This window comes from Halomonas sp. BC04 (assembly GCF_000568385.1).
The window spans coordinates 15,388-38,763 of record NZ_AZQX01000323.1 but is presented as its reverse complement, the minus strand read 5'-3'; the positions used below and the strand labels follow the sequence as shown (position 1 = coordinate 38,763).

At 61.8% G+C, this 23,376-nt stretch carries 23 protein-coding genes, 1 tRNA gene and 4 pseudogenes; 18 read left to right on the top strand and 10 right to left on the bottom strand.

All coding sequences use genetic code 11. The features are described 5' to 3' along the window. Positions 1 to 149 precede the first annotated feature (149 nt). The 3 genes from Q427_RS21850 to Q427_RS21840 all read left to right on the top strand — a co-directional run bounded on the left by Q427_RS21850 (position 150) and on the right by Q427_RS21840 (position 3,749). Positions 150 to 2,060, top strand: a complete 1,911-nt coding sequence (locus Q427_RS21850; RefSeq protein WP_043517266.1) for a propionyl-CoA synthetase — start codon at positions 150 to 152, stop codon at positions 2,058 to 2,060. Positions 2,061 to 2,255: 195 nt separating this feature from the next. After that, positions 2,256 to 2,927 carry a 7-cyano-7-deazaguanine/7-aminomethyl-7-deazaguanine transporter gene (locus Q427_RS21845; RefSeq protein ID WP_043517265.1) on the top strand — a complete coding sequence of 224 codons (672 nt, stop codon included), beginning with the start codon at positions 2,256 to 2,258 and terminating at the stop codon, positions 2,925 to 2,927. A 24-nt stretch (positions 2,928 to 2,951) separates the two neighbouring features. After that, on the top strand, positions 2,952 to 3,749 hold the full coding sequence (locus Q427_RS21840) for an alpha/beta fold hydrolase (protein WP_043517264.1): 798 nt from the start codon (positions 2,952 to 2,954) through the stop codon (positions 3,747 to 3,749). A 14-nt stretch (positions 3,750 to 3,763) separates the two neighbouring features. Here Q427_RS21840 and Q427_RS21835 read toward each other — a convergent pair whose 3' ends face one another. Further along, complete coding sequence (locus tag Q427_RS21835) at positions 3,764 to 5,026, bottom strand: ABC transporter substrate-binding protein (RefSeq protein ID WP_081786145.1); 1,263 nt, start codon at positions 5,024 to 5,026, stop codon at positions 3,764 to 3,766. A 146-nt stretch (positions 5,027 to 5,172) separates the two neighbouring features. Between Q427_RS21835 and Q427_RS21830 the strand changes: the two genes are divergently transcribed. Continuing rightward, entirely contained in the window at positions 5,173 to 6,879 is a 1,707-nt protein-coding gene (locus Q427_RS21830; RefSeq protein WP_043517263.1) for a potassium/proton antiporter, read from the top strand. 40 nt (positions 6,880 to 6,919) lie between these two features. On the opposite strand, the gene Q427_RS21825 is transcribed toward Q427_RS21830, so the two are convergent. Then, a complete protein-coding gene (locus tag Q427_RS21825; RefSeq protein ID WP_043517261.1) occupies positions 6,920 to 7,465 on the bottom strand; it encodes a YaeQ family protein in 546 nt (181 codons plus the stop codon). Positions 7,466 to 7,784: 319 nt separating this feature from the next. Here Q427_RS21825 and Q427_RS37085 point away from each other — a divergent pair, with 319 nt between their 5' ends. From Q427_RS37085 to Q427_RS21810, 4 genes are all read left to right on the top strand, one after another. Then, complete coding sequence (locus tag Q427_RS37085; RefSeq protein ID WP_442905549.1) at positions 7,785 to 7,871, top strand: hypothetical protein; 87 nt, start codon at positions 7,785 to 7,787, stop codon at positions 7,869 to 7,871. Between the two features lie 149 nt (positions 7,872 to 8,020). Beyond that, positions 8,021 to 8,281, top strand: coding sequence for a hypothetical protein (locus Q427_RS21820; RefSeq protein WP_043517258.1), 261 nt, complete (start codon positions 8,021 to 8,023; stop codon positions 8,279 to 8,281). A gap of 115 nt (positions 8,282 to 8,396) precedes the next feature. Then, entirely contained in the window at positions 8,397 to 8,837 is a 441-nt protein-coding gene (locus Q427_RS21815; RefSeq protein ID WP_043514287.1) for a hypothetical protein, read from the top strand. A gap of 43 nt (positions 8,838 to 8,880) precedes the next feature. Beyond that, positions 8,881 to 9,633, top strand: a complete 753-nt coding sequence (locus tag Q427_RS21810; protein WP_043517256.1) for a VIT1/CCC1 transporter family protein — start codon at positions 8,881 to 8,883, stop codon at positions 9,631 to 9,633. 213 nt (positions 9,634 to 9,846) lie between these two features. On the opposite strand, the gene Q427_RS21805 is transcribed toward Q427_RS21810, so the two are convergent. Next, positions 9,847 to 9,936, bottom strand: a tRNA-Ser gene (locus Q427_RS21805). Positions 9,937 to 10,012: 76 nt separating this feature from the next. Here Q427_RS21805 and Q427_RS21800 point away from each other — a divergent pair. From Q427_RS21800 to Q427_RS21770, 7 genes are all read left to right on the top strand, one after another. Further along, positions 10,013 to 10,471 carry an NUDIX hydrolase gene (locus Q427_RS21800; protein WP_051496591.1) on the top strand — a complete coding sequence of 153 codons (459 nt, stop codon included), beginning with the start codon at positions 10,013 to 10,015 and terminating at the stop codon, positions 10,469 to 10,471. Between the two features lie 97 nt (positions 10,472 to 10,568). Continuing rightward, positions 10,569 to 11,237, top strand: a complete 669-nt coding sequence (locus tag Q427_RS21795) for a Bax inhibitor-1/YccA family protein (protein WP_043517253.1) — start codon at positions 10,569 to 10,571, stop codon at positions 11,235 to 11,237. Between the two features lie 73 nt (positions 11,238 to 11,310). Further along, positions 11,311 to 11,703, top strand: coding sequence for a sulfurtransferase complex subunit TusD (tusD, locus tag Q427_RS21790; RefSeq protein ID WP_043517251.1), 393 nt, complete (start codon positions 11,311 to 11,313; stop codon positions 11,701 to 11,703). 10 nt (positions 11,704 to 11,713) lie between these two features. Beyond that, positions 11,714 to 12,091 (top strand): sulfurtransferase complex subunit TusC, encoded by a 378-nt coding sequence (gene tusC / locus Q427_RS21785; RefSeq protein WP_043517249.1) that lies wholly within the window; start codon positions 11,714 to 11,716, stop codon positions 12,089 to 12,091. 37 nt (positions 12,092 to 12,128) lie between these two features. Further along, positions 12,129 to 12,419: a sulfurtransferase complex subunit TusB gene (gene tusB, locus Q427_RS21780; RefSeq protein ID WP_043517246.1), complete on the top strand. Its 291-nt coding sequence runs from the start codon at positions 12,129 to 12,131 to the stop codon at positions 12,417 to 12,419. Continuing rightward, positions 12,419 to 12,772 (top strand): TusE/DsrC/DsvC family sulfur relay protein, encoded by a 354-nt coding sequence (locus Q427_RS21775; protein ID WP_043517244.1) that lies wholly within the window; start codon positions 12,419 to 12,421, stop codon positions 12,770 to 12,772. Before tusB ends, Q427_RS21775 begins: the two co-directional genes overlap by 1 nt. A gap of 31 nt (positions 12,773 to 12,803) precedes the next feature. After that, positions 12,804 to 13,403: an acyl carrier protein phosphodiesterase gene (locus tag Q427_RS21770; protein WP_043517242.1), complete on the top strand. Its 600-nt coding sequence runs from the start codon at positions 12,804 to 12,806 to the stop codon at positions 13,401 to 13,403. Here Q427_RS21770 and Q427_RS21765 read toward each other — a convergent pair. The 3 genes and pseudogenes from Q427_RS21765 to Q427_RS21755 form a co-directional block, all read right to left on the bottom strand. Next, positions 13,390 to 14,596 (bottom strand): annotated as a pseudogene (locus Q427_RS21765) (molybdopterin molybdotransferase MoeA). The gene Q427_RS21770 and the pseudogene Q427_RS21765 sit on opposite strands and share 14 nt — an antisense overlap. A gap of 77 nt (positions 14,597 to 14,673) precedes the next feature. Beyond that, a complete protein-coding gene (gene moaB, locus Q427_RS21760; protein ID WP_043517239.1) occupies positions 14,674 to 15,195 on the bottom strand; it encodes a molybdenum cofactor biosynthesis protein B in 522 nt (173 codons plus the stop codon). Further along, positions 15,192 to 15,515, bottom strand: a complete 324-nt coding sequence (locus tag Q427_RS21755; RefSeq protein WP_043517238.1) for a DUF1244 domain-containing protein — start codon at positions 15,513 to 15,515, stop codon at positions 15,192 to 15,194. The genes moaB and Q427_RS21755 overlap by 4 nt, the downstream gene beginning before the upstream one ends. 169 nt (positions 15,516 to 15,684) lie before the next feature. On the opposite strand from Q427_RS21755, the gene Q427_RS21750 reads away from it, so the two are divergent. Then, positions 15,685 to 16,524, top strand: a complete 840-nt coding sequence (locus Q427_RS21750) for a formate dehydrogenase accessory sulfurtransferase FdhD (protein ID WP_043517236.1) — start codon at positions 15,685 to 15,687, stop codon at positions 16,522 to 16,524. Positions 16,525 to 16,532: 8 nt separating this feature from the next. Here Q427_RS21750 and Q427_RS21745 read toward each other — a convergent pair whose 3' ends face one another. After that, positions 16,533 to 17,165: a helix-turn-helix domain-containing protein gene (locus tag Q427_RS21745; protein WP_043517233.1), complete on the bottom strand. Its 633-nt coding sequence runs from the start codon at positions 17,163 to 17,165 to the stop codon at positions 16,533 to 16,535. A 125-nt stretch (positions 17,166 to 17,290) separates the two neighbouring features. Then, positions 17,291 to 18,226 (bottom strand): histone deacetylase family protein, encoded by a 936-nt coding sequence (locus Q427_RS21740; RefSeq protein ID WP_043517230.1) that lies wholly within the window; start codon positions 18,224 to 18,226, stop codon positions 17,291 to 17,293. Between the two features lie 110 nt (positions 18,227 to 18,336). Here Q427_RS21740 and Q427_RS21735 point away from each other — a divergent pair. Continuing rightward, a pseudogene (locus Q427_RS21735) lies at positions 18,337 to 21,083 on the top strand (bifunctional acetate--CoA ligase family protein/GNAT family N-acetyltransferase). An 80-nt stretch (positions 21,084 to 21,163) separates the two neighbouring features. On the opposite strand, the pseudogene pdxH reads toward Q427_RS21735, so the two are convergent. Continuing rightward, positions 21,164 to 21,804: pseudogene (gene pdxH, locus Q427_RS21730) on the bottom strand (pyridoxamine 5'-phosphate oxidase). 323 nt (positions 21,805 to 22,127) lie between these two features. On the opposite strand from pdxH, the gene Q427_RS21725 reads away from it, so the two are divergent. Next, a complete protein-coding gene (locus Q427_RS21725) occupies positions 22,128 to 22,808 on the top strand; it encodes a cytochrome b/b6 domain-containing protein (RefSeq protein ID WP_043517228.1) in 681 nt (226 codons plus the stop codon). A 5-nt stretch (positions 22,809 to 22,813) separates the two neighbouring features. Here the strand turns inward: Q427_RS21725 and Q427_RS21720 are convergent. After that, positions 22,814 to 23,286 (bottom strand): annotated as a pseudogene (locus Q427_RS21720) (c-type cytochrome). Between the last annotated feature and the right edge of the window lie 90 nt (positions 23,287 to 23,376).

Sequence of the window (23,376 nt, the reverse complement as noted above, 5' to 3'; positions counted from 1 at the left end):
CAGGTCGGGTAAAGGCGTCGTTATTGTCAACAATGGCGACGGAATGGCCGCTTTCGCGGGGCTGATTAGCCGATGGTATGAAGGAAATTCTTGGCGAACCCTCTAAAGTGTCAACAATCCTAGGCAACTTCGTGTCGGACAGGACGCTCATGACAACCTATACCAACGAATTCAACCGCTCCATCGCACAACCTGAAGCCTTCTGGGCCGAGCAGGCTCGACGCATTCCCTGGTTTACGCCGCCCAAGACCATTCTCAGCTACGACGACCAGCAGCATGCGCGCTGGTTCATCGACGGAGAGCTGAATCTCTGTCATGCGGCACTGGACCATCATGTGGATCAGGGACGAGGAGAGCAGCCGGCTGTCCTGTGGGACTCTCCGGTTACCGACAGCAAGCGGACGCTGAGCTACCGTGAGATGCGCGATCAGGTGGCGCTTTTTGCCGGTGCGTTGAGAGGCCTCGGCGTCGAGAAAGGCGACCGGGTTGTCATCTACATGCCCATGGTGCCCGAGGCCCTCATGGCGATGTATGCCTGCGCGCGCCTGGGGGCAGTGCACTCTGTGGTCTTCGGCGGCTTTGCGCCTCACGAGCTGGCCGTGCGTATCGACGATGCCCAGCCCAAGGTCGTCGTGGCGGCCTCCTGCGGCATCGAGGTAGACCGTGTCATCCCATACAAGCCGATCATCGATGCCGCCATCGAACAGAGCGAGCACAAGCCGGACGCCTGCGTGATATTTCAGCGTGAGCAGCAGCTCGCCGAGCTTGGCGGTCGCGATCACGACTGGGCAGCGCTGGTGGCGAAAGCCGAGCCGACCGAGTGTGTGCCGGTCAAGGGCAGCGATCCGCTATATGTCCTCTATACGTCCGGCACCACCGGCAAGCCCAAGGGGGTAGTGCGCGACACCGGCGGCTATGCCGTCGCACTCCACTACTCGATGGAGGCGATCTACGACGTGGCGCCCGGGGATGTATTCTTTTCAGCCTCGGACGTGGGCTGGGTCGTGGGACACTCCTATATCGTCTACGCCCCGCTGCTGCGTGGCTGTACCACCGTGGTCTACGAGGGCAAGCCGGTAAAGACCCCGGATGCCGGCGCCTTCTGGCGGTTGATCAGCGAGTATGGCGTAAAGAGCTTCTTTACCGCTCCCACTGCCTTTCGTGCCATCAAGAAGGAGGACCCGGACGGCAAGTTGCTGGCGCAGTACGACATTTCCTGCCTGAAGGCGCTGTTTCTGGCCGGGGAGCGGCTGGATCCACCGACGTTCCATTGGCTTGACGACCTGCTTGACGTTCCCGTGATCGACCATTGGTGGCAGACGGAGACCGGCTGGCCCATCGCCGCCAACCTCCACGGGCTGGATCCGATGCCGACCAAGGCGGGCAGTGCCACGGTACCGGTTCCCGGGTTCGACGTGCAGATTCTCAACCGCGAGGGTGAGCGGGCCAAGCCAATGGAGCAGGGGAGTGTCGTCATCAAGCAGCCCATGCCGCCCGGCTGCCTGGTGGGCGTATGGGGCGATCCGCAGCGGTTTCATAGTGCCTACATGGCCGCCTTTCCGGGCTACTACCTGACCGGTGATGGTGGCTATTTCGATGAGGATGGCTATCTGTTCATCATGGGGCGCACCGATGACGTCATCAATATCGCTGGCCATCGCCTCTCGACCGGCGAAATGGAGGAGGTCGTGGGGGCGCACAAGGCCGTTGCCGAATGTGCCGTCATCGGCATCCATGATGCACTCAAGGGGCAGGTGCCGGTGGGTCTGGTGATTCCCAAGGATGGCTTCGAAGGCGATGAACTGGCGCTGGAAAACGAACTGATTGCCCTGGTGCGCGAGAAAATCGGGCCCATTGCCTGCTTCAAACAGGTATTGGTGGTCAACCGCCTGCCCAAGACGCGTTCCGGCAAGATTCTGCGCAAACTGCTGCGTAATATCGCCGATGGCAAGGAGTACGGAGTCCCCTCGACCATCGACGACCCGGCCAGCCTGCAAGATGTTCACGATGCGATGAAGGATCGTGCGGTGGGTGCGGCCCATGAGGCTCGCCAGGTCTGAGTCGTACGACCTCGACCATGTTGCCTGCGATCGGCACGACGCCACCCAATGGGTGGCGTCGTCGCGTTGGGTGGCAGGTGCATTGGCCAGCGCCCGCCATCCTGCGTATAATCCGCGCCTTTCCGAGGGTTCCCTCACCCCTCGCCCTGCAGTGACACGACGCCGTCCGGTGGGGTCGTCAAAAAGGACCAACCGATGTTCATGTTGAACGAAACCCAGTACCGCCGCTGCCTCTTGCTGCTGGTCGCGTTTCATATACTGATTATCGCCGCCAGCAACTATCTGGTTCAGCTTCCCTTTACGCTGTTCGGGTTTCATACGACCTGGGGTGCCTTCAGCTTCCCCTTCATCTTCCTGGCCACCGACCTGACCGTGCGGCTGTTTGGCAAGCAGGCGGCGCGTGCCATCGTCATGCGCGTGATGCTGCCGGCACTGTTGATCTCCTATGTGGTATCGGTGGTATTTCCCCGGGGTGGCTTTGCCGGTGTGGAGGCCTTGGGCGAGTGGAACCTGTTCGTGGCGCGGATCGCCCTGGCGAGTTTCCTGGCCTACGTACTGGGCCAGTTGCTTGATGTGCAGGTGTTCGATCGGCTACGCGGGCTGAAATCCTGGTGGGTGGCGCCGGCCATATCGACTGTCTTTGGCAACCTGGCCGATACCGCGGTCTTCTTCGCCACGGCTTTCCACCGCAGCCCCGACCCCTTCATGGCGGCCAATTGGGTCGAGATAGCCACGGTGGACTATGTGATCAAGCTTGGCATCAGCCTGCTGTTCTTCCTACCGCTTTACGGCGTGCTGCTGGCCTGGCTGAGTCGCCGGCTGGTGACGTTTACTGGCCAGCAGGACCTGGCACCGCAGCGTGCTTGAATAGAACCCGGCACTGGAGGCCCGATGACTGTCGAACTCAACTCTGTCGAACTCAATTATCTGGATACCGGTGGCGAAGGGACGCCGCTGTTCGTTGTGCATGGCCTGCTGGGCAGTGCCGATAACTGGCGTTCCCACGTCAAGCAGTGGCAAGAGCACCGGCGAGTCGTGGCCGTGGACCTTCGCAACCATGGCCGATCCCCCCATGTCGAGGGAATGAGCTATACAGCGATGGCGCAGGATCTACTGGCCCTCATGGATCGGCTCGGGATCGAGCGTGCCCACCTGCTGGGACACTCCATGGGCGGCAAGGTGGTGATCACGCTCGCGCGGCTGGCTCCGGAACGTGTCGCATCCCTGATCGTGGCCGATATTGCGCCCCAGGCCTATGGCCACGGTCACAGTGCGGTATTTGCCGGGCTTCGCCGCCTGGAGGAAGGCAAGCCGGGAAACCGCCGTGAGGCCGATGAACTGCTGGCCGAGCACGTCGAGGAGCGTGACACGCGCCTTTTCCTGGCCACTAACCTTCAGCGCGGTGAGGCTGGCGATCTTGAGCTGCGTATCGGTCTCGACGAGATCGAGGCCGGCTACGATGAAATCATGAAGGCGCCGGCAGGCCAGGGTGCCTTTGATGGGCCGACGCTGGTGCTGCGCGGGGGCAACTCCCACTACGTCACTGACGACATGCTGCCGGCACTGCGTGACGTCTTGCCCCGGGCCGAGATCCGGACCCTGGCAGGAGCAGGGCACTGGTTGCATGCGGAACAGCCCGAGGCCTTCCAGTCGGCGGTGAGCGCATTCCTCGATGCGCAGGAGGCTTGATCCAGGGATGGGGCTCAGGGCGTGATGGCGCCAAGGTCGATGGCGAGTCGCTCCAGGGGGCTGGTCGTCTCGAGCACACCCGCTTCGAGCAGGTACTGTTCGAAGCGGTGATAGCGCCCATGGTCCACGGCGGCTGGCTGTAGCGACAGGCGAGGGAAAACCTGGCTCCACGCCTCTCGTGTAGCCGGGTCATCCAGTGCCGGCTCCGATGCTGACAGCAGCTCCCAGGCCTGCTCCGGATGATTGAGTATCCAGAGGGTGGCTTCCTCGATGGCTGCGACGAGCGCGCGTATGGCCTCGCGCTTGTTGCCGTTCAGCTTGTCCCGGTTGGCCATCAGGATCAGGCCGTCATGACTGGGGATACCATGCTCTTCGACCCCCAGGAAATGGGAAGCGACACCCTCATCCAGCAGTTGTCGTGGCAGCAGGTAGCGGTGGTTGATCATCACCCCGTCGACGACACCCTCCCTGATGGTATCCCTCGCCGAATAGTGGACGTCCCGCGCGTCCACCAGGTCGAGCCCTTTCTCCAGCGTCAGCACGTTGGCCAGCAACCGCGAGAGCAGGATGTCGCGCCCATCGAGGTCGGTATAACCGAGGTGCACACCTTCCAGGTTGAGCTCACCGTTGTCGTCGGCCAGGGGGGCGCGCAGCAACAGTCCCGCCATCGGTGTACCGATGAGCGTTGCAACACGAATCAACGGCAGCCCCTTGTTCACCAGCAGATGGAGCTGGGGTTGCCGGCCCAGCGCCAGGTCGGTTCTGCCGGCCGCCAATAGCTTGGCCGGCACATTGGGGTCTGCGGGGCTGACCAGGGAGACATCCAGGCCCCGGCGAACGAACATCCCCTTCTCCCGTGCCACCAGCAGGGCGGCATGCTGGGGGTTGAGGTACCAGTCCAGGGTAATCTCGAGTGGGAAAAGTGGCGGCGGAACGATCGGCTCGGCAGGCGTGCTGGCGACGGAGGGTATCTCGGCACCTTCTGCGTCGTCGGTAACCGTGGACTCTTGTGGGAGGAACAGTTCAATGAAGGAAGGTCCTACGACAAGAGGAGGTAACTGAACGTGCTGGGTCGCCTCGTCCTGGGCCAGGGCTTCAGCCCGGTAGAAGGCCGGTGGAGGGAGACTGACGTCGGTTTCCAGCGACAGTGGCGGCACGTCCAATGCCTCTGAGGGCTCCGATGAAGAATCGGCCAGGAGAGGGAGTGATGTCAGGGTCAACGACACGGCCATCGGGGCCAGAGCGCGTAAGGCGAACCATCGATAGGATCTAGCCATGGGATGGGTGCGTCTCCAGCGGCGGTAGCAATCAATCGGCGAAGGGCCAGTTTAGCCTTGCCGGATGGCCGAAGGCCAGCGACGGCGACCGCTGCTCATCCTTGACGGGCGTGTCATAATGATGGGCTCAGGACCTTGAGGCTCCTATGGATACCATCAATACCCTTTTTCTGTTGAGTGGTTTTCTGATCGCTCTCAGCGTGCTGGCCAGCCGTCTCTCCTCCATGGTCGGGTTGCCCCTGTTGCTGATTTTCCTGGGGTTGGGGATGCTGGCAGGCGAGGAGGGGGTGCTGGGCATCCGGTTCGACGATTACTCACTGGCCTTCGTGATCGGGCACCTGGCCCTGGCCATGATTCTGCTGGACGGCGGGCTTCGTACGCGCCTCAAGACCTTCCGGGTAGCCTTCAAGCCAGCCTTGTCGCTGGCGACATTCGGTGTCTTCGTCACCAGCGCCCTGGTTGGCATCATCGCGATGTGGGTATTCGATCTCACCCTCGTCCAGGGTCTGCTGGTGGGAGCGATCGTCGGCTCCACCGATGCGGCTGCGGTCTTCTCGATGCTCAGCGGGCGCGGTGTCCATCTCAATGAACGGGTCGCCGCCACGCTGGAGATCGAGTCCGGTACCAACGACCCCATGGCGATCTTCCTGACCCTGCTACTGGTCGAGGTATTGGTGGGCGACATCCGGGGCGTGTCGTCCACGCTGCTTTTCCTGGCTACCCAGTTCGGCCTGGGGCTGCTGATCGGCCTGGGAGCCGGCTGGCTGAGCGGCAAGCTGTTGCGCTGGCTGGATCTGGCACCGGGCCTGTACGCACTGCTGGCCCTGGCGCTGGGCTTTTGCGTCTTTGGCCTGACCAGCTTCCTGGGGGGAAGTGGCTTCCTGGCGATCTATCTGACCGGCCTGATGATAGGCAACCAGCCAGGACGCCACCTCAACTTCATCCTCCCCGTGCATGACGGTCTGGCATGGCTAAGCCAGATCGGCCTCTTCCTCATTCTTGGCCTTCTGGTCAGTCCCAGCGGACTGCTGGAGTTTGCGCTACCGGCGTCACTGGTAGCCTTGGCACTGATCTTCGTGGCTCGGCCTCTGGCGGTGCTGGTTACCGTCAAGCCCTTCTTCAAGTTTCGCTGGCGGGAGATCGGCTTCATCTCCTGGGTGGGACTGCGGGGAGCGGTTCCCATCGTGCTGGCGATCTTTCCGGTGATCGGCGGGGTGGAGAACGCGTCGCTCTACTTCAACGTCGCTTTCGCCGTGGTCTTGATGTCGCTGCTCATACAGGGAGGGACACTGCCGTGGATGGCTCGCTGGATGCGAGTCGAGATCCCGGTGGGCGTCACGCCAAACCACCGTGGACCGCTGGGTATTCTGCCCGAGAACGACTACGAAATGTTCGTCTACAAGGTCGATAATCAGGATCTGGACGACGTGCCGATACGATTGCTGCGCTTTCCTTCCGGCGCCGTCATCTCGGCGCTGTTTCGACAGCATGCCATGCTGCACCCCAAGGGCAGTACCCGGCTCAAGCTGGACGATGTCATCTGCGTGATCGGGCGCAGCGACGACCTCCCGGCGCTGAATCGACTCTTCAGCGGCGATGCCAAGCTCAAGCAGGAGCGCGCCTTCTTCGGCACCTTTACTTTCGACGGTGCGGCGCTGATGCGCGACATCGCAGGTGTCTATGGCTTGACCCTGAGCCCCGGAGAGAGCGACATGACCCTGGGGGAGTTCGTCTCTCTGAGGGTCGGTGGCCACCCGGTCGTCGGCGATGACGTGGACTGGCACGGCATCCACTGGGTGGTGAGCGAAATGGAGGGCAACACGGTAACGCGTGTCGGTCTACGGCTCTACTGACGGCAGTGCACCATGATGGAGCGGTAAGGCCGGCTACGTTTCACGTCGCCCGCTGGCGTTCAGTGAGCATAACCTCCACCGACTGCTCGGGACTCGCCAGCCAGAGCATGCCATCCTGAATGGTGCAGTTCAGCGACATACTTTTCGCTGCCAGTGTTGCCAGGGATTGAACCGATGCGACGTCGACATCTATCACGGTGAGGTTGGAAAGGGTGGCAAGCTTGGAGTGGTGCTGCTCCCACCAGAGCGATGCCCCATGCCCGCTGTAGGTATAAAGCGTGACCTGGCGGGACCGACCGCAGGCCTTGCGAATGTCTTTTTCATCAGGCTGGCCGAGTTGTATCCAGTGCTCGATGGTGCCGGTCAGGTTCTTGACCCACAGGTCCGGCTCGTCATCGGTGCTGAGCCCCCGGCCGAAGGCCAATGAATCGCCTGCATGGCGTGAGAAGGCCAGCAACCGAACCATCATGCGCTCGTCGGTCTCCGACGGGTGGCGAGCCACGGTCAGGGAGTGGTCTGCATAGTAATGCCGATCCATGTCAGCGATCTGTAGCTGGACCTTGTGAATGGTTGCCTTCGATGCCATGTGTCTTGATTGCCTTGTTCGGGGTATGCCCCCCATGATGCCATACTCCTGCGTCGTTCTCGTTCGGTGGCATTGAAAAAGTTGACGAAAGTGGCCGGCCCAGAGCAGCGGAGACTTGCACTGCAGGTGAAATAACAACTATGTTTCCCCTGTCGATTCCTCCTTTATCGCTGCATAAAGTGTCAGGAAGCAAGCAATAAACGTGATTAACGTAAGTATATGGTAAGCCTGAACCAGGTTATGTAATGTCTGGAGGAAACCACACGCAGTTTCAGTCGCAATCCGGCAATATGGATAACATCAATACACGGAGGTTATCATGTTGAAGTTCCTGGCCAGCACCGCCGGTGTCATCTTTCTCATTGGCCTGATCGTCGTTATCGGCCTCTTGATGCTGATGTTCTAGGAGCGGTTTCCTGGCTGGCTAGTCAGCCGTTTCGATATTCCCACGTCGATTCAATGCGCATTGCTGGTCCTTGCCTGAATCCCGGTGTCGTTCGTCCTGCCCGATTGCATTGCGTAGCCTTTGGTATAGGCCGCTGAAGGAGCGCGTACATGTGGTTGACCGGCAGACAGTGGGCTGCAATAGGCATTGGTCAGGTATTAGGCACTTTTCTTTTCATGGTCATTCAATGGCCTCCCCATGCGCATCATGATCTCTTCATCGCCTTTGGCGGCATGCTGGTTCCCACTATCTTTGCCCTGACCGGGGCGGTGGTTGGGAGAATCTTCGGTGTCGCCGAAGCGGCAATCGGAATGGCTGTTGGCTATGTTCTCTTCTTCGCTCCCGCCAGCGTGATGATGTTTGCCAACTGAGAGGCGTCCTCTTCCTGCCCACCTTGGTCTAGGGTAAGGGTAATGAGGGTGAAGCCTGGCACTTGATCGGGCTCCGCCGAGGTGATGCTATTGGTAACCGATGGAGGGCAGCGAGATGCGCACCATCACGCTACAGCAGTTCGAGGCTCTGGAATGGATAGTCGACGAAATCGAGGTTGGCGAGCATCAGTTGGACAAGTTCGAGGAGCCGGTGGGCCTGGATGGTGATGGCGAACCGGCCATGACAACCCAGTACATCTCCTGGCTATCCGGCACTTGCCTGCTTCGGGCGAAGGCCGTTCCGCAAATTTCCTACCTCTTCGACTGGACGGCCCAGGGTGGCAAGGAGTCGCTGGAGGATGCCCATGACTTCTATATCGATTTCAGCGAGGCCGGTGATAGCAGGCTCGAAATGGAGGGCATTGAGCTGGTCGATGATGAGGGGAGTGTATTGCCACTCAGCGAAGCTGAACAGCTGGCATACGAGGCGGCAAACAAGGATGTCGACTGGGAAGTGGAAGTCGGCAGGCAGTTACCCGAAGTGCCAATGACGTGAGAATCGTGACAATGCGGTACGGCCTTCAAGAGAAGGAAGACCAATGAAAGCGAGTCTTGAACACAGTCATGACAAGGAGGACATTCGCAAGCGGCTACGTGATGGGCACGGTTCAAGCTATCTACGAGATGCCATCCTTGGTGGTATTGATGGCTGCGTGACTACCATTGCCGTGGTGGCCAGTGTCGCAGGGGCAGGGCTTCCCGGCATGATCGCCTTTGTACTGGGTGTTGCAAGCCTGGTGGCCGATGCCCTCAGCATGGGGGTAAGCAACTACCAGGCTGTAAAGAGTGACGAAGAAGCGAGAGAGCGGTTACGCCGCCAGGAAGAAAAACATGTCGACATCGTGCCGGATGGTGAGCGAGAGGAGATTCGCGAGATCTTTCGTGCCAAGGGTTTCAGCAGCGATGCTCTCGAGACAATTGTTGAAACCATCTGCGCAGATCGCAAGCTGTGGGTGGATACCATGATCAAGGAGGAGTATGGGCTGGCCCTTGACGGACCGACTGCCTGGAAAGCCGGCTGCGCCACCTTTTCCGTGTTCATGGGCGTCGGGGCGCTACCGTTGTTACCCTTTCTGGTTCCCTATCTCAGCGGTGCGGAATACTTCGTTGCCAGTGGCGTGGTAACAGCCCTGGCGCTGTTCGGTATCGGCTGGATCAAGGGGTGGGTGCTTGATACCCGTCGTTTTCAAGCCGGTTTGGAGACCCTGCTCATGGGCGGCGGCGCTGCAGCAGTGGCCTTTCTCTTCGGTTTCTTTCTGGAACCGATGCTGGGTGATCTGAGGCTGGGATAAACTCACAGGAGGGTGGGGGGCGGTGGCCCCCTCTTGCCCATGGTTTCGCATAGGACGATTCATACAGAACGAGCAAGGCCATCCTGCCGAAGTCTCGTGGATACGATGTATAAGTCATTGCGGATTGGCGTTGGCAAGGGCCCGCTTTCCCAACAAAAGGGCCGGTCTGGAACGGAAAAACCCGCCACAAGGGCGGGTATTCTGGGAGCTGGGTGGCGGAGGGACAGGGATTCGAACCCTGGGTAGGTTTGACCCTACGCCGGTTTTCAAGACCGGTGCATTCAACCGCTCTGCCATCCCTCCGGCTCACGGGGGCGAATATTACCAGCTATCCTCATGAGGTCAAGGGGTTCCATCGGATCGGCACCAGGAGACAGTCATGGCGATGCCGCGGAAAAGCTCCGTCATCCTGCCCGTCGTGGCAGTATCCGCAGCGTTGCTGCACGAGGGCCGTGTATTGATGATCCGGCGCAGGCGTCCACCCAACGCCGGCATGCTGGCCCTGCCCGGAGGGCGGGTCGAACCCGGCGAGCCACTCCTTGCCGCAGCGGTGCGTGAGTTGCAGGAGGAGACGGCCACCGAGGCCGAGCCGCTCCATGTCATGACCGCCGTTGAGGACAGGCAGTACGACAATGACGGCAGGCTGTTAAGCCATTACGTTATCGTGGTGGTGCGATGCCGCTGGCTTGCCGGCGCAGCAGTGGCCGGTGACGATGCCAGTGAAATCCACTGGCTGGATGAATCTGCGGTCAACGACGACGCAACGATCTGCAGCAGCGCCCGCCATATTGCGAATCAGCTGCTGATCGCCGAGAATCCTGCGATGATGGTACGTTGAGTCTTTCAGAACTAAGGGGTTGCGTTGGGAACCAACCGGCGGCATTCTTTGTCCACTGCCGAGATCACTCAGATCAACTACAGGGAGCTCTGGATCAATGGCCTATAACGAAACACATGTGGCTCAGCATACGTCACAGGTAGTCAGCACCAACAAGGTGCTACGCAATACCTACGGCCTGCTGGCCATGACCCTGCTGTTCTCCGCTGTGACTGCTGGCGCTGCCATGACCATGGGCGTCGAGCGGATGAACATTCTGATATTCTTCCTGGGCGCCTACGGCCTGATGTTCCTGGTGCACAAGACGGCGAATTCCGCTGCCGGCCTGTTGGCCACCTTCGCCTTCACGGGCTTCATGGGCTTCACGCTAGGCCCGATCCTCAGCGCCTACCTGGCACTGCCCAATGGCGCGGCGCTGATCATGAATGCACTGGCCATGACCGGCCTGACCTTCATCGGCCTCTCGGCCGTGGCGCTGATCACCAAGAAAGACTTCAGCTTCCTCGGCAATTTCCTGATGGCCGGTGCGATCGTGCTGATCCTGGCCATGGTGGCGGGCTTGATCTTCCAGATCCCGACCCTGATGCTGATGGTGTCGGCCGGTTTCGTGCTGTTCGCCTCTGCGGCAATCCTCTACCAGACCAGCGAGATCGTGCATCGTGCCGGGGAAACCAACTATATCCTTGCCACCATCACGCTCTATGTCTCGATCTACAATCTCTTCGTCAGCCTGCTCATGCTGCTCGGTATCATGAGCAACGACTGACCTCAGGTTCGACAGAGTAATCCGCAGGCCCCGCTCAGGCGGGGCCTGCTCGTTTGATTGGACAGGAACCTTCATGCGCTACGCATTGCTCGTTCAGGGCGCACCCTACAGCAGCCAGGCCTCCCATTCCGCACTGCGCTTTGCCGCGGCCCTGCTGGTTCGTGGGCACTGCCTGGAGTGCGTCTTCTTCTATCATGATGGTGTCTATAACGCTGCACGACTGGCGGCGCCGCCCCAGGATGAACCGCACCTGGTGGATGCCTGGCTGAGGCTGAACGAGGAGCATGGCACCCAGCTTCAGGTCTGCATCGCCGCTGCCCTGCGCCGGGGATTGCTGGATGAGCGCGAAGCCTCCCGCCACGGCAAGTCGGGACATAGCGTCGAGCCGCCATTCGAGCTGACGGGGCTGGGTCAGCTTATCGACCTGGGCCTGAACGTCGACCGCCTGGTGACCTTTGCGCCCTGAGGAGGACTCGATGCAAACAGCGACCGTTCCGGCCGGAGACGTGCTTGTCATACTGCGCCACCCACCCCACGGCAGCAGCTGGCTGCGTGAAGGCCTCGATGCCGCACTGGTGGCGGCGGCCTTCGGCCAGGCCGTGAGCCTGCTGTTCCAGGGCGATGGGGTTCTAGGTCTGCTCCAGGGCCAGGGGCCAGGCCCCCTGGGACAGAAGGGCACCTCGGCCACACTGGATATGCTGGCGATGTACGATATCGAGTCGCTGTTCCTGGACGCGGCGTCACTCACCCGTCTGGGTATCTCCATCGATTCGCTGCAACTGCCGGCGAGCCCCCTCGAGCCGCCATCGATAGCGGCGCTGATTGGCGGGCACCGGTTGGTACTGACATTCTGACGCCATCGGTGACACGACGATATCCGCGAGGTCGAACATGATCCTGCATATTCTCAATCGCTCCCCCAGCTCGAGCCTGGTCTACCGGGATGCCCTTGCCGGCATGGGGCCGGAAGATCGCTTGCTGCTGGTCGAGGATGGCGTGCAGGGCGCACTGCCGTCTCAGGTACGCCATTTCGAGGTGATCGGTGGCCGGCTGTTTGCCCTGCGTGAGGACCTGGTGGCCCACGGACTGGAGGGCCACTGCGATGCCAGCGTCCAGGTGGTGGACGTCGACGGCTTCGTGGCACTAACCGAAGAAGCCGACAAGACAGTGAGCTGGTTCTGATGGCCTCTACGGAAATCGATCGCTTCCTGTGGGTCGAGACGCATCGGGTAGCCCTCGATCCCGAGGGCTACCTGGTCGATCTGGATGACTGGACGCCGGCCGTGGCCAGGGCCATGGCAGCAGAGGAGGGGCTTGAGCTGACCGACGAGCACTGGGAGGTCATCACTGTGCTGCGCGACTTCTATGCCCGCTACGAGGCATCTCCGGCCATGCGTCCCCTGGTCAAGGCCGTGGGGCAGTCGCTGGGAAGTGAGAAGGGGCGGTCGCTGCACCTCATGCGGCTCTTCCCGGAAAGCCCTGCCAAGGTGGCGGCGCGGCTGGCAGGGCTGCCTAAGCCGACAAACTGTCTCTGATGAAAGATCACTCTGGATGTAAGGGGGCCACGTGAATTTTCTTGCCCACGCCTGGCTCGCCCGTGGCGGTAGTGACGGATTTCTCTACGGCAATCTTGTCGCCGACGGCGTCAAGGGCAGCGACCTCTCGGCCTGGCCCGACGAGGTAGCCAGCGGCATCCGGCACCATCGTCGGGTAGATGCCTTCGTCGATGGGCATACGGTGATTCATTCGGCACGGAGCAGGGCACCGCAGACGCTTCGGCGTTATACCGGTATCGCCCTCGACTTGATGTGGGATCACTTCGTGGCGCGTCAGCTGGAACTCGATGTCGTCGATTCTCGGCTAGTATTGCGCTGCTACCGCCTGCTGGAACAGCGTCGTCCCGCTCCTGCCCGCCTGGCACTGATGATGCCAGTGCTGGTGGAGCAGGACTGGCTGCATCGCTACGCCGACTTCGATTTCACCTGTCGCGCGGTGCGTGGTATCGGCCAGCGACTATCGGGTCCCAACCGCCTAGCCGAACTGGTGCCCTGGCTCCAGGCGGATTATGTTGCCTTGGAGAGGGACTTCCAGCGCCTCTGGCCCGCCGTGAACGAAGAGCTCGAGGTGCCTGAGACCGGTATTGGGCCGTCATTCAATCGACCCTGAGCCACAGGCAATCAACGGTGTCACCGGGTGCGATGCTTGAATGCTCGGGGATCACGGCCAGCGCATCGGCGCCGACGCAGGAAGAGAGGACACCGGAGTTCTGGTCGCGAAACGCCCTCGCCACGATCCCTTGCTCACCGAACTCGAGTGCCACGCGCATATAGTGGCGACGAGGGCCGGTGCTGGTCGCGAAATCGGCCCGGGCCGAAAGTGTCGGCAGTTCGGCAAGGGCAGGGCAGTCGAGCAGGGCACCCATCAGGGGCGCAGGAACAACCAGGCACCGACGAAGCACGACACGGGGTTGCCCGGCAAGCCGACGAAGCGCGCCGGCCGGCCACCTTCCCCGGGCAACCGACCGAGGGCGAGTGGCTTGCCGGGCCGTATGGCCAGCCGCCAGAGGTCGAGCCGCCCGATGGATGCCAGCGCAGCCCGGACATGATCCTCATCCCCCACGCTGACGCCACCGGTGGAGATCACCACATCCGCCTCCCGGGCGGCCCGGCTCAGGGTGGCACGAGTGCTTCCGGGTCGTCGGGTATGGAGGCCACGAGAACCACCTCGGCACCAAAGCGTTCCATCAGTTGCCTGAGCATGGGGCGATTGGAGTTGTAGATCTGCCCCGGGGCCAGGGGCTGCCCCGGTTCGACGATCTCGTCACCGGTGGAGAGCAGGGCAATACGGGGGCGACGGCGCACCACCACCTCGGTGATGCCCTGTCCGGCAAGATGACCCAGTGCGGCAGCATCGAGGCGTACCCCAGCATCGAGAAGCGGCGCGCCCGCCCGAACGTCGCGGCCCCGGCGGCGTACGTTGTCACCGGCTGGAATATCCGCGGGGATAGCCGCCAGGTTGTCCTTTTCCTCGACGCGCTCCTGCATTACCACGCAGTCGGCCCCTGGCGGCAGCTCACCGCCTGTGAAGATCCGTGCGCAGCTTTTCGGCGATAGCGGCTGGACGATAGTCCCCGCGGTGATGCGCTGCGTGATCGGCAGTGACCGCCCCGCATCGTCATGATGCAGGGCATAGCCGTCCATGGCGCTGCTGTCGAAGGGCGGCACGTCGAGTCGGGCCGGCACCGCATCGGATAGCACCCGCCCCGCGGCATGGCTGCAGCTCACCAGCTCCGTCGGTAGTGGGGCGACATCCTCGAGCAGCGTGGTGAGTGCGGCCTCTATCGGTTGCAGCTCAGCCATGTTGACCCCGGCCGGGTATGACCAGGTTGGCCTGAACGTGTAGAGAGTTGCAGGGCTTGTGACGGCTGTCGGTGGTCTCAAACATGCTGGCCTCGCTCGGGTATGACCAGGTTGGCGAAGTTGCAGGGCTTGTGACGGCTGTCGAGCTGCTCTGCCAGCAGACCATCCCAGGCGGTACGACAGGCACCGCTGGAGCCTGGCAGGCAGAAGATCACCGTGGCATTGGCCAGGCCGCCCAGGCAGCGGCTCTGGATCGTCGAGCTGCCCACGTCCAGGAATGAGAGCTGGCGGAACTGTTCGCCGAATCCTTCGATGCGCTTGTCCAGCAGCACCGACACGGCTTCAGGCGTCGAATCGCGACCGGTGAATCCCGTGCCGCCGGTGGTCAGGATGACCTGAATGTCCGGGTCGGCAATCCACTCGGAGACAACCGCGCGAATACGGTAGATGTCATCGATCACGATCCGGCGCTCGGCAAGCCGATGGCCCGCCAGCTCCAGGCGCTCGGCCAGCAGGGCACCGCTGCGATCAGTGTTCAGGTCCCGGGTATCGGAAATGGTCAGCACCGCTATGGTCAGAGGTATCATCGGTTCGCTCATGACTCCTGTTGCTCCCGCTTGCGGGCCTGGAGGGCCTCGAAGGCGGCCAGCTGTTCCGGCGTGGCCTTCTGCTGATAGTGGGCTTTCCACTCCTCGTAGGGCATCCCGTAGACATATTCCCGGGCTGATTCGTAATCCAGGCCGGCGCCACGCGCCTCGGCCGCCGATACCAGCCATTTGGAGAGGCAGTTGCGGCAGAAGTCGGCCAGAATCATGAGGTCGATGTTCTGCACCTCCTTGTGCTCGTCGAGGTGCTGGAGCAAGCGGCGAAATGCCGCGGCTTCGAGCTCGGTACGGGTAGTCTCGTCGAGATTCTGCATGTAGGCGCTCCTTGTCAGGTTCGTCACAGGATAACAAAAGTGAGCGGCGTTGGTGGCCGCTGTCATGGCCTCGCGGATGTATTTCACTGGCTACAGACAGCCCTCGCCAGGGATGCGATCATGCCACCTCCCGCATACAGAACAGACACGTGGAACAGGGGTAAACGAGATGTCCTTCACCAGCTTCAGTCATGCTCGCCTGCCCACCACACTGGAAGTCGACGTGGTCGATGAATTTGGCCAGTCACGTCGCCAGGCCATTGCGGCCGAGCGTGCCCTGACGCTGTATCTCAACAAGCGTGAAATCGTCACCCTGATGACCCTGGGTGCCGACCCGGAGGCGCTGGTGGTGGGGTATCTGCGTAACCAGGGGCTACTCCAGAGCGCAGAGGATCTCCAGGCGGTCCAGGTCGACTGGGACGTGGAGGCGGCCGCCGTCGTGACCCGGCGGCTGCCGGACGACATGGAGACCAGGTTGGGGCAGCGCACCGTGACCACTGGCTGCGGGCAGGGCACGGTCTTCGGGCGACTCCTGGATTCGACTTCGCTGACACGCTTGCCCGAGACGCGACTTTCGCAGTCGGTGCTCTATGCACTCCTCGAGCGACTGGGTGACTACAACGAGACCTATCGCAGCGCCGGAGCGGTCCATGGCTGCGCGCTTTGCCGCCAGGCGGAGGTTCTGGACTTCGTCGAAGACGTGGGGCGGCATAACGCGGTGGACACGCTGGCCGGGCGCCAGTGGCTGGAAACCAGCGAGACCCGGGGCAGCGACATCTTCTATACCACCGGAAGACTGACCTCCGAGATGGTGCTCAAGGTCGCCCAAATGGGTATCAGCGTCCTGGTGTCACGTTCCGGCGTCACCCAGAAGGGCGTGGAGCTGTCCGAGCGCTTCGGCGTGCTGTTGATCGCCCGCGCCAAGGGGCGTCACTTCCAGGCGATCAATGCCGAGGCGAGGTTGGAACTGGATGACATTCCGGTACGGCGCCCGGGCGACCGCCGGTAGCGCTGCACTCAGGTGGTGTCCCCATGGGTACAGACCGAAAGCACCACGGCATCCTCCGCGCTGGTCGAGACCAGCGCGTGGCCCATGTCACTGTCGAAGTAGATGCTGTCCCCGTGGGCGAGCTGCAACGGCTCGTAGAACTCGGTGTAGAGGCAGATCCCTCCTTCCAGGACCATCAGGAACTCTTCGCCGTCATGACGCACCCATTCGCTGAACTCGTCGAAGCTGCGTGCCCGCACGATGGTCTTGAAGGGTATCATGCGCTTCTGAGCCAGTTCACAGCTGAGCAGCTCATGCTCGTAGGTGGGTGTGGGATGGTGCTCGCCCTTGCCCTGCCGGGTCAGGTCGCGGCGTCCCATGGTGCGAGGCTGGGCGCGAGGCGGTGTGAGCAGCTGTGGCAGGTCGATGTCCAGACCGTTGATCAGCTTCTGTACGGCGGTAAAGGTGGGTGATATCTGATTGTTCTCGATCTTGGACAGGGTCGAGCGGGCCAGGCCGGTGCGCTGGCTGACATCCTCCAGCGTCCACTGGTTGGCCAGGCGAAGCTCCTTGAGGCGTTCGCCGAGACGTAGTGGTTCCACGAAGGGCTTGCGACCGGATGCAATACGCAGCGCGGCCTGCTGATCGGTGGTGGCTGGCATGGGCAGGTTCACTATAGGAAACAAGTTTCTCCAAAGCGTACCATAATTGGCGCGAAACGCATTGCCATAGCGACATTTACGCACCGGATCGCGACGGGGTGTTTCCTGGCTCGGAGTAATGCGCCTCAACCGTCGAAGGGCAGGCCCAGCAGTGCACGCACGTGTGCCTCGGCACCGCGACCGAGCGAAGCGAGGTCGTAGCCTCCCTCCAGGACGGAAACCAGACGATTGTCGGCATAAAGGGCGGCGATCTCCATGGCCATATGGGTCACCCAGTAAAAATCCTCGTCCTCCAGGCAGAGCTCCGCCATGGGATCCTCGCGGTGGGCATCGAAGCCTGCCGACACCAGCACCAGCTCCGGTTTGAAGGCGTGCAGGGCCGGCAACCAGTCGTTCTCGATCTCACGGCGGAAGGCAGCACTGTCGGTACCGGCATCCAGCGGAGTGTTGACCACGTTCTGCCATTCGCTGCGCAGGTAGCGCCAGGGGTAGAAGGGGTACTGGAAGCTGGTGCAGACCAGGATGTCAGGATCGTCCTTGAAGATATCGATGGTGCCATTGCACTGATGAACGTCGAAGTCGAGGATGGCGATACGCCGGGCACCGTACTTGGCCCGGGCGTGGGCGGCACCGACGGCGACATTGTTGTAGAAGCAGAAGCCCATGGCATCGGTGGCTTCCGCGTGATGTCCCGGTGGTCGCACGGCGCAGAAGACATTGTCGGCCTGGCCGCGATAGACCTGCTCAACCCCGCGTATCACCGCGCCGGCAGCCATGCGTGCGGCCTGCAGGCTGTCGGGGTTCATCATGGTGTCACTATCCAGCGTGACGATGCCGGTTTCGGGCACGCACTTGTCCAGTGCCCTGAGATGACGTATCGGGTGAACCCGAGCCAGTTCATCCTCGGTGGCTTCACGGGCATCCGACTGCATGGTCTGCTGAAGCAGTCCCGAGAGGGAGAGACGAGCCTGGATGGCCTCGAGCCGCAGAGGGCTTTCCGGATGTTCCGGGCCCATATGGTGAAGGTGGCAGTCCGGGTGGGTAATGTAAGCCGTGATCATATGGGCGCTCCACAATGACAAGGGTCACCATAATGCCAGTAACCCCTTGCACAACAGTGTCAATAAGTCGTACACAGGATGGCAGGAACTAACTTGGCGGAGAAAGCGATTTGGGCACCCGATTCCTGCGGCACTTCTTCGAGCCGCGAACCATTGCAGTAATCGGGGCATCGGAAAAGCCTCAATCCATAGGCGGGTTGGTCATACGCAACCTGCAGGAGGCCGGCTTTACGGGCTCCATCTGGCGGTCAACCTCAAGGGCTACGCGTCGGTCTTCGGCCAGCCCTGCGTGTCCCGCATCCGTGACCTGCCCGAAACACCCGACCTGGCCGTCATCTGTACGCCGGCAAACAGCCTGCCCAAGGTGATTACCCGGCTGGGACGGCTCGGCGTCAAGGCGACCCTGGTCCTGTCCGGGGGTTCTCACCTCGACGAGGCCGGTGAGGGCAAGGCGTCCATCCGCGAACGAATGCTGGCGGCGGCACGAGAGTCGGGGATCAGGGTGCTGGGCCCGGAATGCATGGGACTGATCGTGCCGGGACGCAAGCTCAACGCCTCCTACGCCAGTCAGCCGGTCAAGGCGGGCCGGGTGGCCTACCTGGGGCAGTCGGGCATGCTCGGCAACGCCATGATCGATTGGGCCGCGGGTCGTGGCATCGGTTTCTCGCACCTCATTACCGTAGGCGACAGTGTCGATGTGATGCTTCCCGACCTGCTCGACTACATCAACCAATACTCCCCCACCCAGGCGATCCTGCTGCACCTGGAGCGCATCCAGGACTCCCTGCACTTCATGACAGCGCTGCGCGATGCCTCGCGTAACCGGCTGGTCCTCGCCATCAAGAGCGGACGGACCCCGGAGTCCGACCTCTCCAACATGCCGCCGACACCGGGTATTGCCAACCGTGACGTTGTCTTTGACGCGGCGTTTGCCCGTGCCGGCGTGGTGCGGGTCAACGATTCCGATGAGTTGTTCGATGCCTTGATGACCCTGTCCCAGATGAAACCGCTCAAGGGCGATCGGCTGGCCATCGTCTCCAACGGCCTGGGGCCGGCATTGCTCGCCATCGACAAGCTGATCAGCGCCGGGGGCAAGCTGGCGAATTTTTCCGATGAGACGCGAACAGCGCTGAAGAAAGGCGACTTTGACATGAGCAGACCCGGGGAAAACCCGGTGGATCTCGGCGGCAACGCCACGCCGGAAAAGCTGGTCGAGGTACTGGAGGTCGTTGCCGCCGACGCCGGCGTGGACGCCGTTCTGGTGGTGCATGCGCCGACTCGCCTGGCGCCCTCAAAGGTCACGGCACAGGCCGTCATCGCCAATCGCAAGCGGTTTCGCCGCAACCTGCTGACCAGCTGGATGGGGCTCGAGGCCGCACTCGACGCCCGGAATGAGTGCAGCACTGCGGGCATACCAACCTACGTTTCGCCGGAGAAGGCGGTGAAGGCCTTCATGCATATGGTCGATTATCAGCGTGTCCAGGCGCTGCTGCAGGAGACCCCGCCGACGCTTCCCTTCGCCACGACGCCTGACATCCGCGCCCGTTGCCGCACACTCATCGAGGAAGCCAAGGCCGAGGGGCGCGAGACCCTGTCACACTCCGAGACCGCCCAGGTGCTCGAGGCCTACGGCATTTCCGTTGCCCCGAGTCACTATGTACAGACACCGGAAGAGGCCTTCGGCGCGGCCGACAACATTGACGGTCCCATGGCCCTCAAGGTGGTGCATGAGGGCAACTGCCGGCCATTTCGCTACCGCCGGCAACCGCAACGGCTCTCGGCGGGCCTGCTGCAGGACCTTCACTCGCCCCAGCAGGCGGCCGACGGTGTCACACGCCTGGGGGACAAGCTACGGGAGCGGTTCCCACCGGTGAGGATTCGCGAGTACTGCCTTCAGCCCATGCAGCGGGGCAAGCACTCGATGCAGATATGCGCCGGGATCACCCGGGACCCGATATTCGGTCCACTCATCGTGTTCGGTATCGGAGGCTACAAGGTCAACGTGATGGCCGATCGCCAGGTGGCGCTACCGCCACTGAACATGACCCTGGCGGCCGATGTGGTGGGCCGCACCCACGCCGCCCGACTGATTCGTGAGCACTCCAGCGACCCGGAGCGGGACCTGAAGCGCCTTTGCCAGTTGCTGGTCCAGCTGTCGCAGATGGCTTCCGATCTGCTCGAGCTGCGCGGCCTGGAGCTCAACCCGCTGCTGTTGAATCGTGACGGCATACTGGCAGTGGACTTCGCCATGGACCTGGGGGCTCCGGCCCGTTTCGCGATCATGCCCTATCCTGAAGAGCTGCGTGAGTGGACGACGCTCAAGAATGGCATGACGGTGGAGGTGCGCCCCATACGTGCAGAGGACGCACCGCTGATCACCAATTTCCACGGCCAGCTCTCCGAAGAGAGCATCCGTTTTCGTTACTTTCACAACAAGTCCGACCTCAGCCAGCGTGATCTCTCGATTCTGTCGCATATCAACTACGACCGGCAGATGGCCTTCATCGCCGAACATCGACGAGAGGATGGCAGCAAGGAGATGCTGGGCGTTGTGAGGGTGTGGAACGATCCGGACAATATCCGGACCGAATTCTCGGTGATCGTCCGTGACGACATGGCCGGGCAGGGGCTGGGAAGCTTGCTGATGAAGAAAATGATTGCTTATTGCAAGAGCGTGGGCACCCTGGAGATGATTGGCAAGATCATGGTCGACAACCACCCCATGCGGGCGCTGATGAAGCACCTGGGCTTTCGTTGCCGCTATAACATGGAGGAACAGGTGGTGGACGCGGTGCTGCGTCTCAACGAGCCCGAGAACGAATGGCAGCGCCACCGCCTGGAGAGCTTGCCGGACTGAAGGCGCCGGTTTCCTGGTTGGCGAGGGGGGAAGAGGCCTGGTGTGTCTCGCTGCTCTCCCGGCCCCCCTCACCGAAGCGCTCAGGGCGCCATGCGGAAGAAGTGCCAGCTACCGTCGCGCAATTCGTAGCGGATACGATCATGCAGCCGGCTGGGCTGGCCCTGCCAGAATTCGATCATCTCCGGTATGACCCGGTAGCCTCCCCAATGGACGGGCCGTGGGATCTCCTGGCTTCATAGGCTTGCTCGAAGCGGTGCTGTCGCTCCTCTATCCACGTTCGGCCGGGGATGACTACGCTCTGGGTGGCGATCCAGGCACCGAGCTGGCTGGCACGCGGGCGGCTGTTGAAATAGGCGTCCGATTCGTCGTCGCCAACCAGTTCGACGCGCCCCTCGACGCGAAGCTGGCGACCCAGTGACGGCCACCAGAAGGTCAGCGCTGCATAGGGCACGTTGGCCAGCTCGCTGCCCTTGTGGCTGTGATAGTTGGAGTAGAAGACCAAACCTCTTTCGTCATACCCCTTGAGCAGAACGATCCGAGCATGGGGCAGGCCCTGGCTGTCAGCGGTGGCCAGCGTCATGGCATTGCCATCGTCGCCTTCGGCGTCCAGTGCCAGGGTGATCCACTCGTCCAGAAGCACCATGGGGTCAGCGGGCACCTTGTTCTCTTCCAGCTGGCCGCCCTCATAGTCGCGCCGTATGTCGGCGATTTTTCGTGTCATGGCGTTCTCCTAGAAAATTTTGTACATGGTCGCTTCTGCACGGCCGAAGCACAACACTCGATTCGCAACCCCCATCGGTACCCGGCAAAGCGACTCCCCCAGTGGTGCTGTTCCGCTGGTCAGGATGACGAACAGAAGTCATTGTTCGACCGGTGGCGGACGAATCGGATAGGGAAAGGGAGACCTGCGAGAGCGTACTCCATTCCGGGGTGACGATGCATCGTGCGGTGTTATCGTTTCGCTATGATTCTATTCTAGGTGAATTCCTGCGGCGACAGGGATATCCATCAGGCGAGTCAACCGCAGAGCGGCAGGGAGTCGATATGCACTATTCGGTATGGGATCTTCCGATCAGGCTGTTCCACTGGGGCTTGGTGGGTGGCGTGGGGCTGGCGTTCTACACCATGAAGCTGGGTGGTGCTCCTTTCCTGTTTCCCGTCCAGGTCCATGCCAAGGCGGGCTATGTCGTGCTGGGGCTGCTTCTGTTCCGCTGGCTCTGGGGGCTGGTCGGCAGCCCCCACGCTCGATTCCGGAACTTTCTCCATGGCCCGGCGACGATGCTCGCCTATGCTCGTCACCTGCTCAAGGGCCCGCCCCCCGTCTACGCCGGGCACAACCCGATGGGGGGGGCAATGGTGCTCATCATGCTGGTGTCGTTGACCTTTCAGGCCACAAGCGGCCTCTTCCTGACCGATGACATCTTCTTTCGTGCGCCGCTGTACGGCCTGTTTGGCCGCGATGTCAGTCGCGAACTGCAGACGCTGCACCATCTCAACGCTGACCTGCTGATGGTGCTTATCGCCGTGCACCTGCTCGCCCTGATCGTCCATCGATTGAAAGGTGAAAGCCTGGTGGTGGCCATGTTCACCGGGCGGAAGCGACTGCCGAAGGAGCCGGAGGATGCGTCTGTGGGAACGGCAGGGCGTGGGCGCCCCAACAGGTGGCTTCTGCTGGCCGCCATGGCGCTGGCGGCCGTACCGGTCATATGGCTGTGGAACGCGTGACAGGCTCAATCTGCCCGATAGTTATCGTGACAGCCGCGGCAGGTGTTGGCCACGGCGGCCACCTGTTGGCGCATGGCGCCGAAATCATCCCCCTGGGCCAGCTCGGCCAGGGTGGCGGTTTCCTCGATGAGCGTGCGCTGCCTTGATTCGAAGTCCTCCCAGTCGTCGGCGATCGCGGCCAGGGCATCGGTATCGACACCGTGGCCATCGCCGCGCAGCGATCCTTCGATGAAGCCCTCCCAGGCAGGGAGGCCAGGAAGGCGAGGTTTTCGGCTCGATGGGCAAATTCCTCGGCATCGTAGTCGATATCCCCCTGGGCCATGGCGCCCAGCGGACCAATATTCCATCCGATCACGCCAAGAGCGCTCTGACGATAGTGGATGGAATCCTCCACGTCGCTAGCCTGTGCGATGGCGGCGAAAGCAAGGCCCGCGGAAAGGCCACAGGCAACCAGGGTGGTCTTCAGTGTCAATGTCATCACGATCTTCCTGAGTGCTGGTTTTGTTGTTGTATCGGCGTAGGCGTAAACCTTAACCAAGTTAGCACGCTGTGAGAAAAGTGCATGATG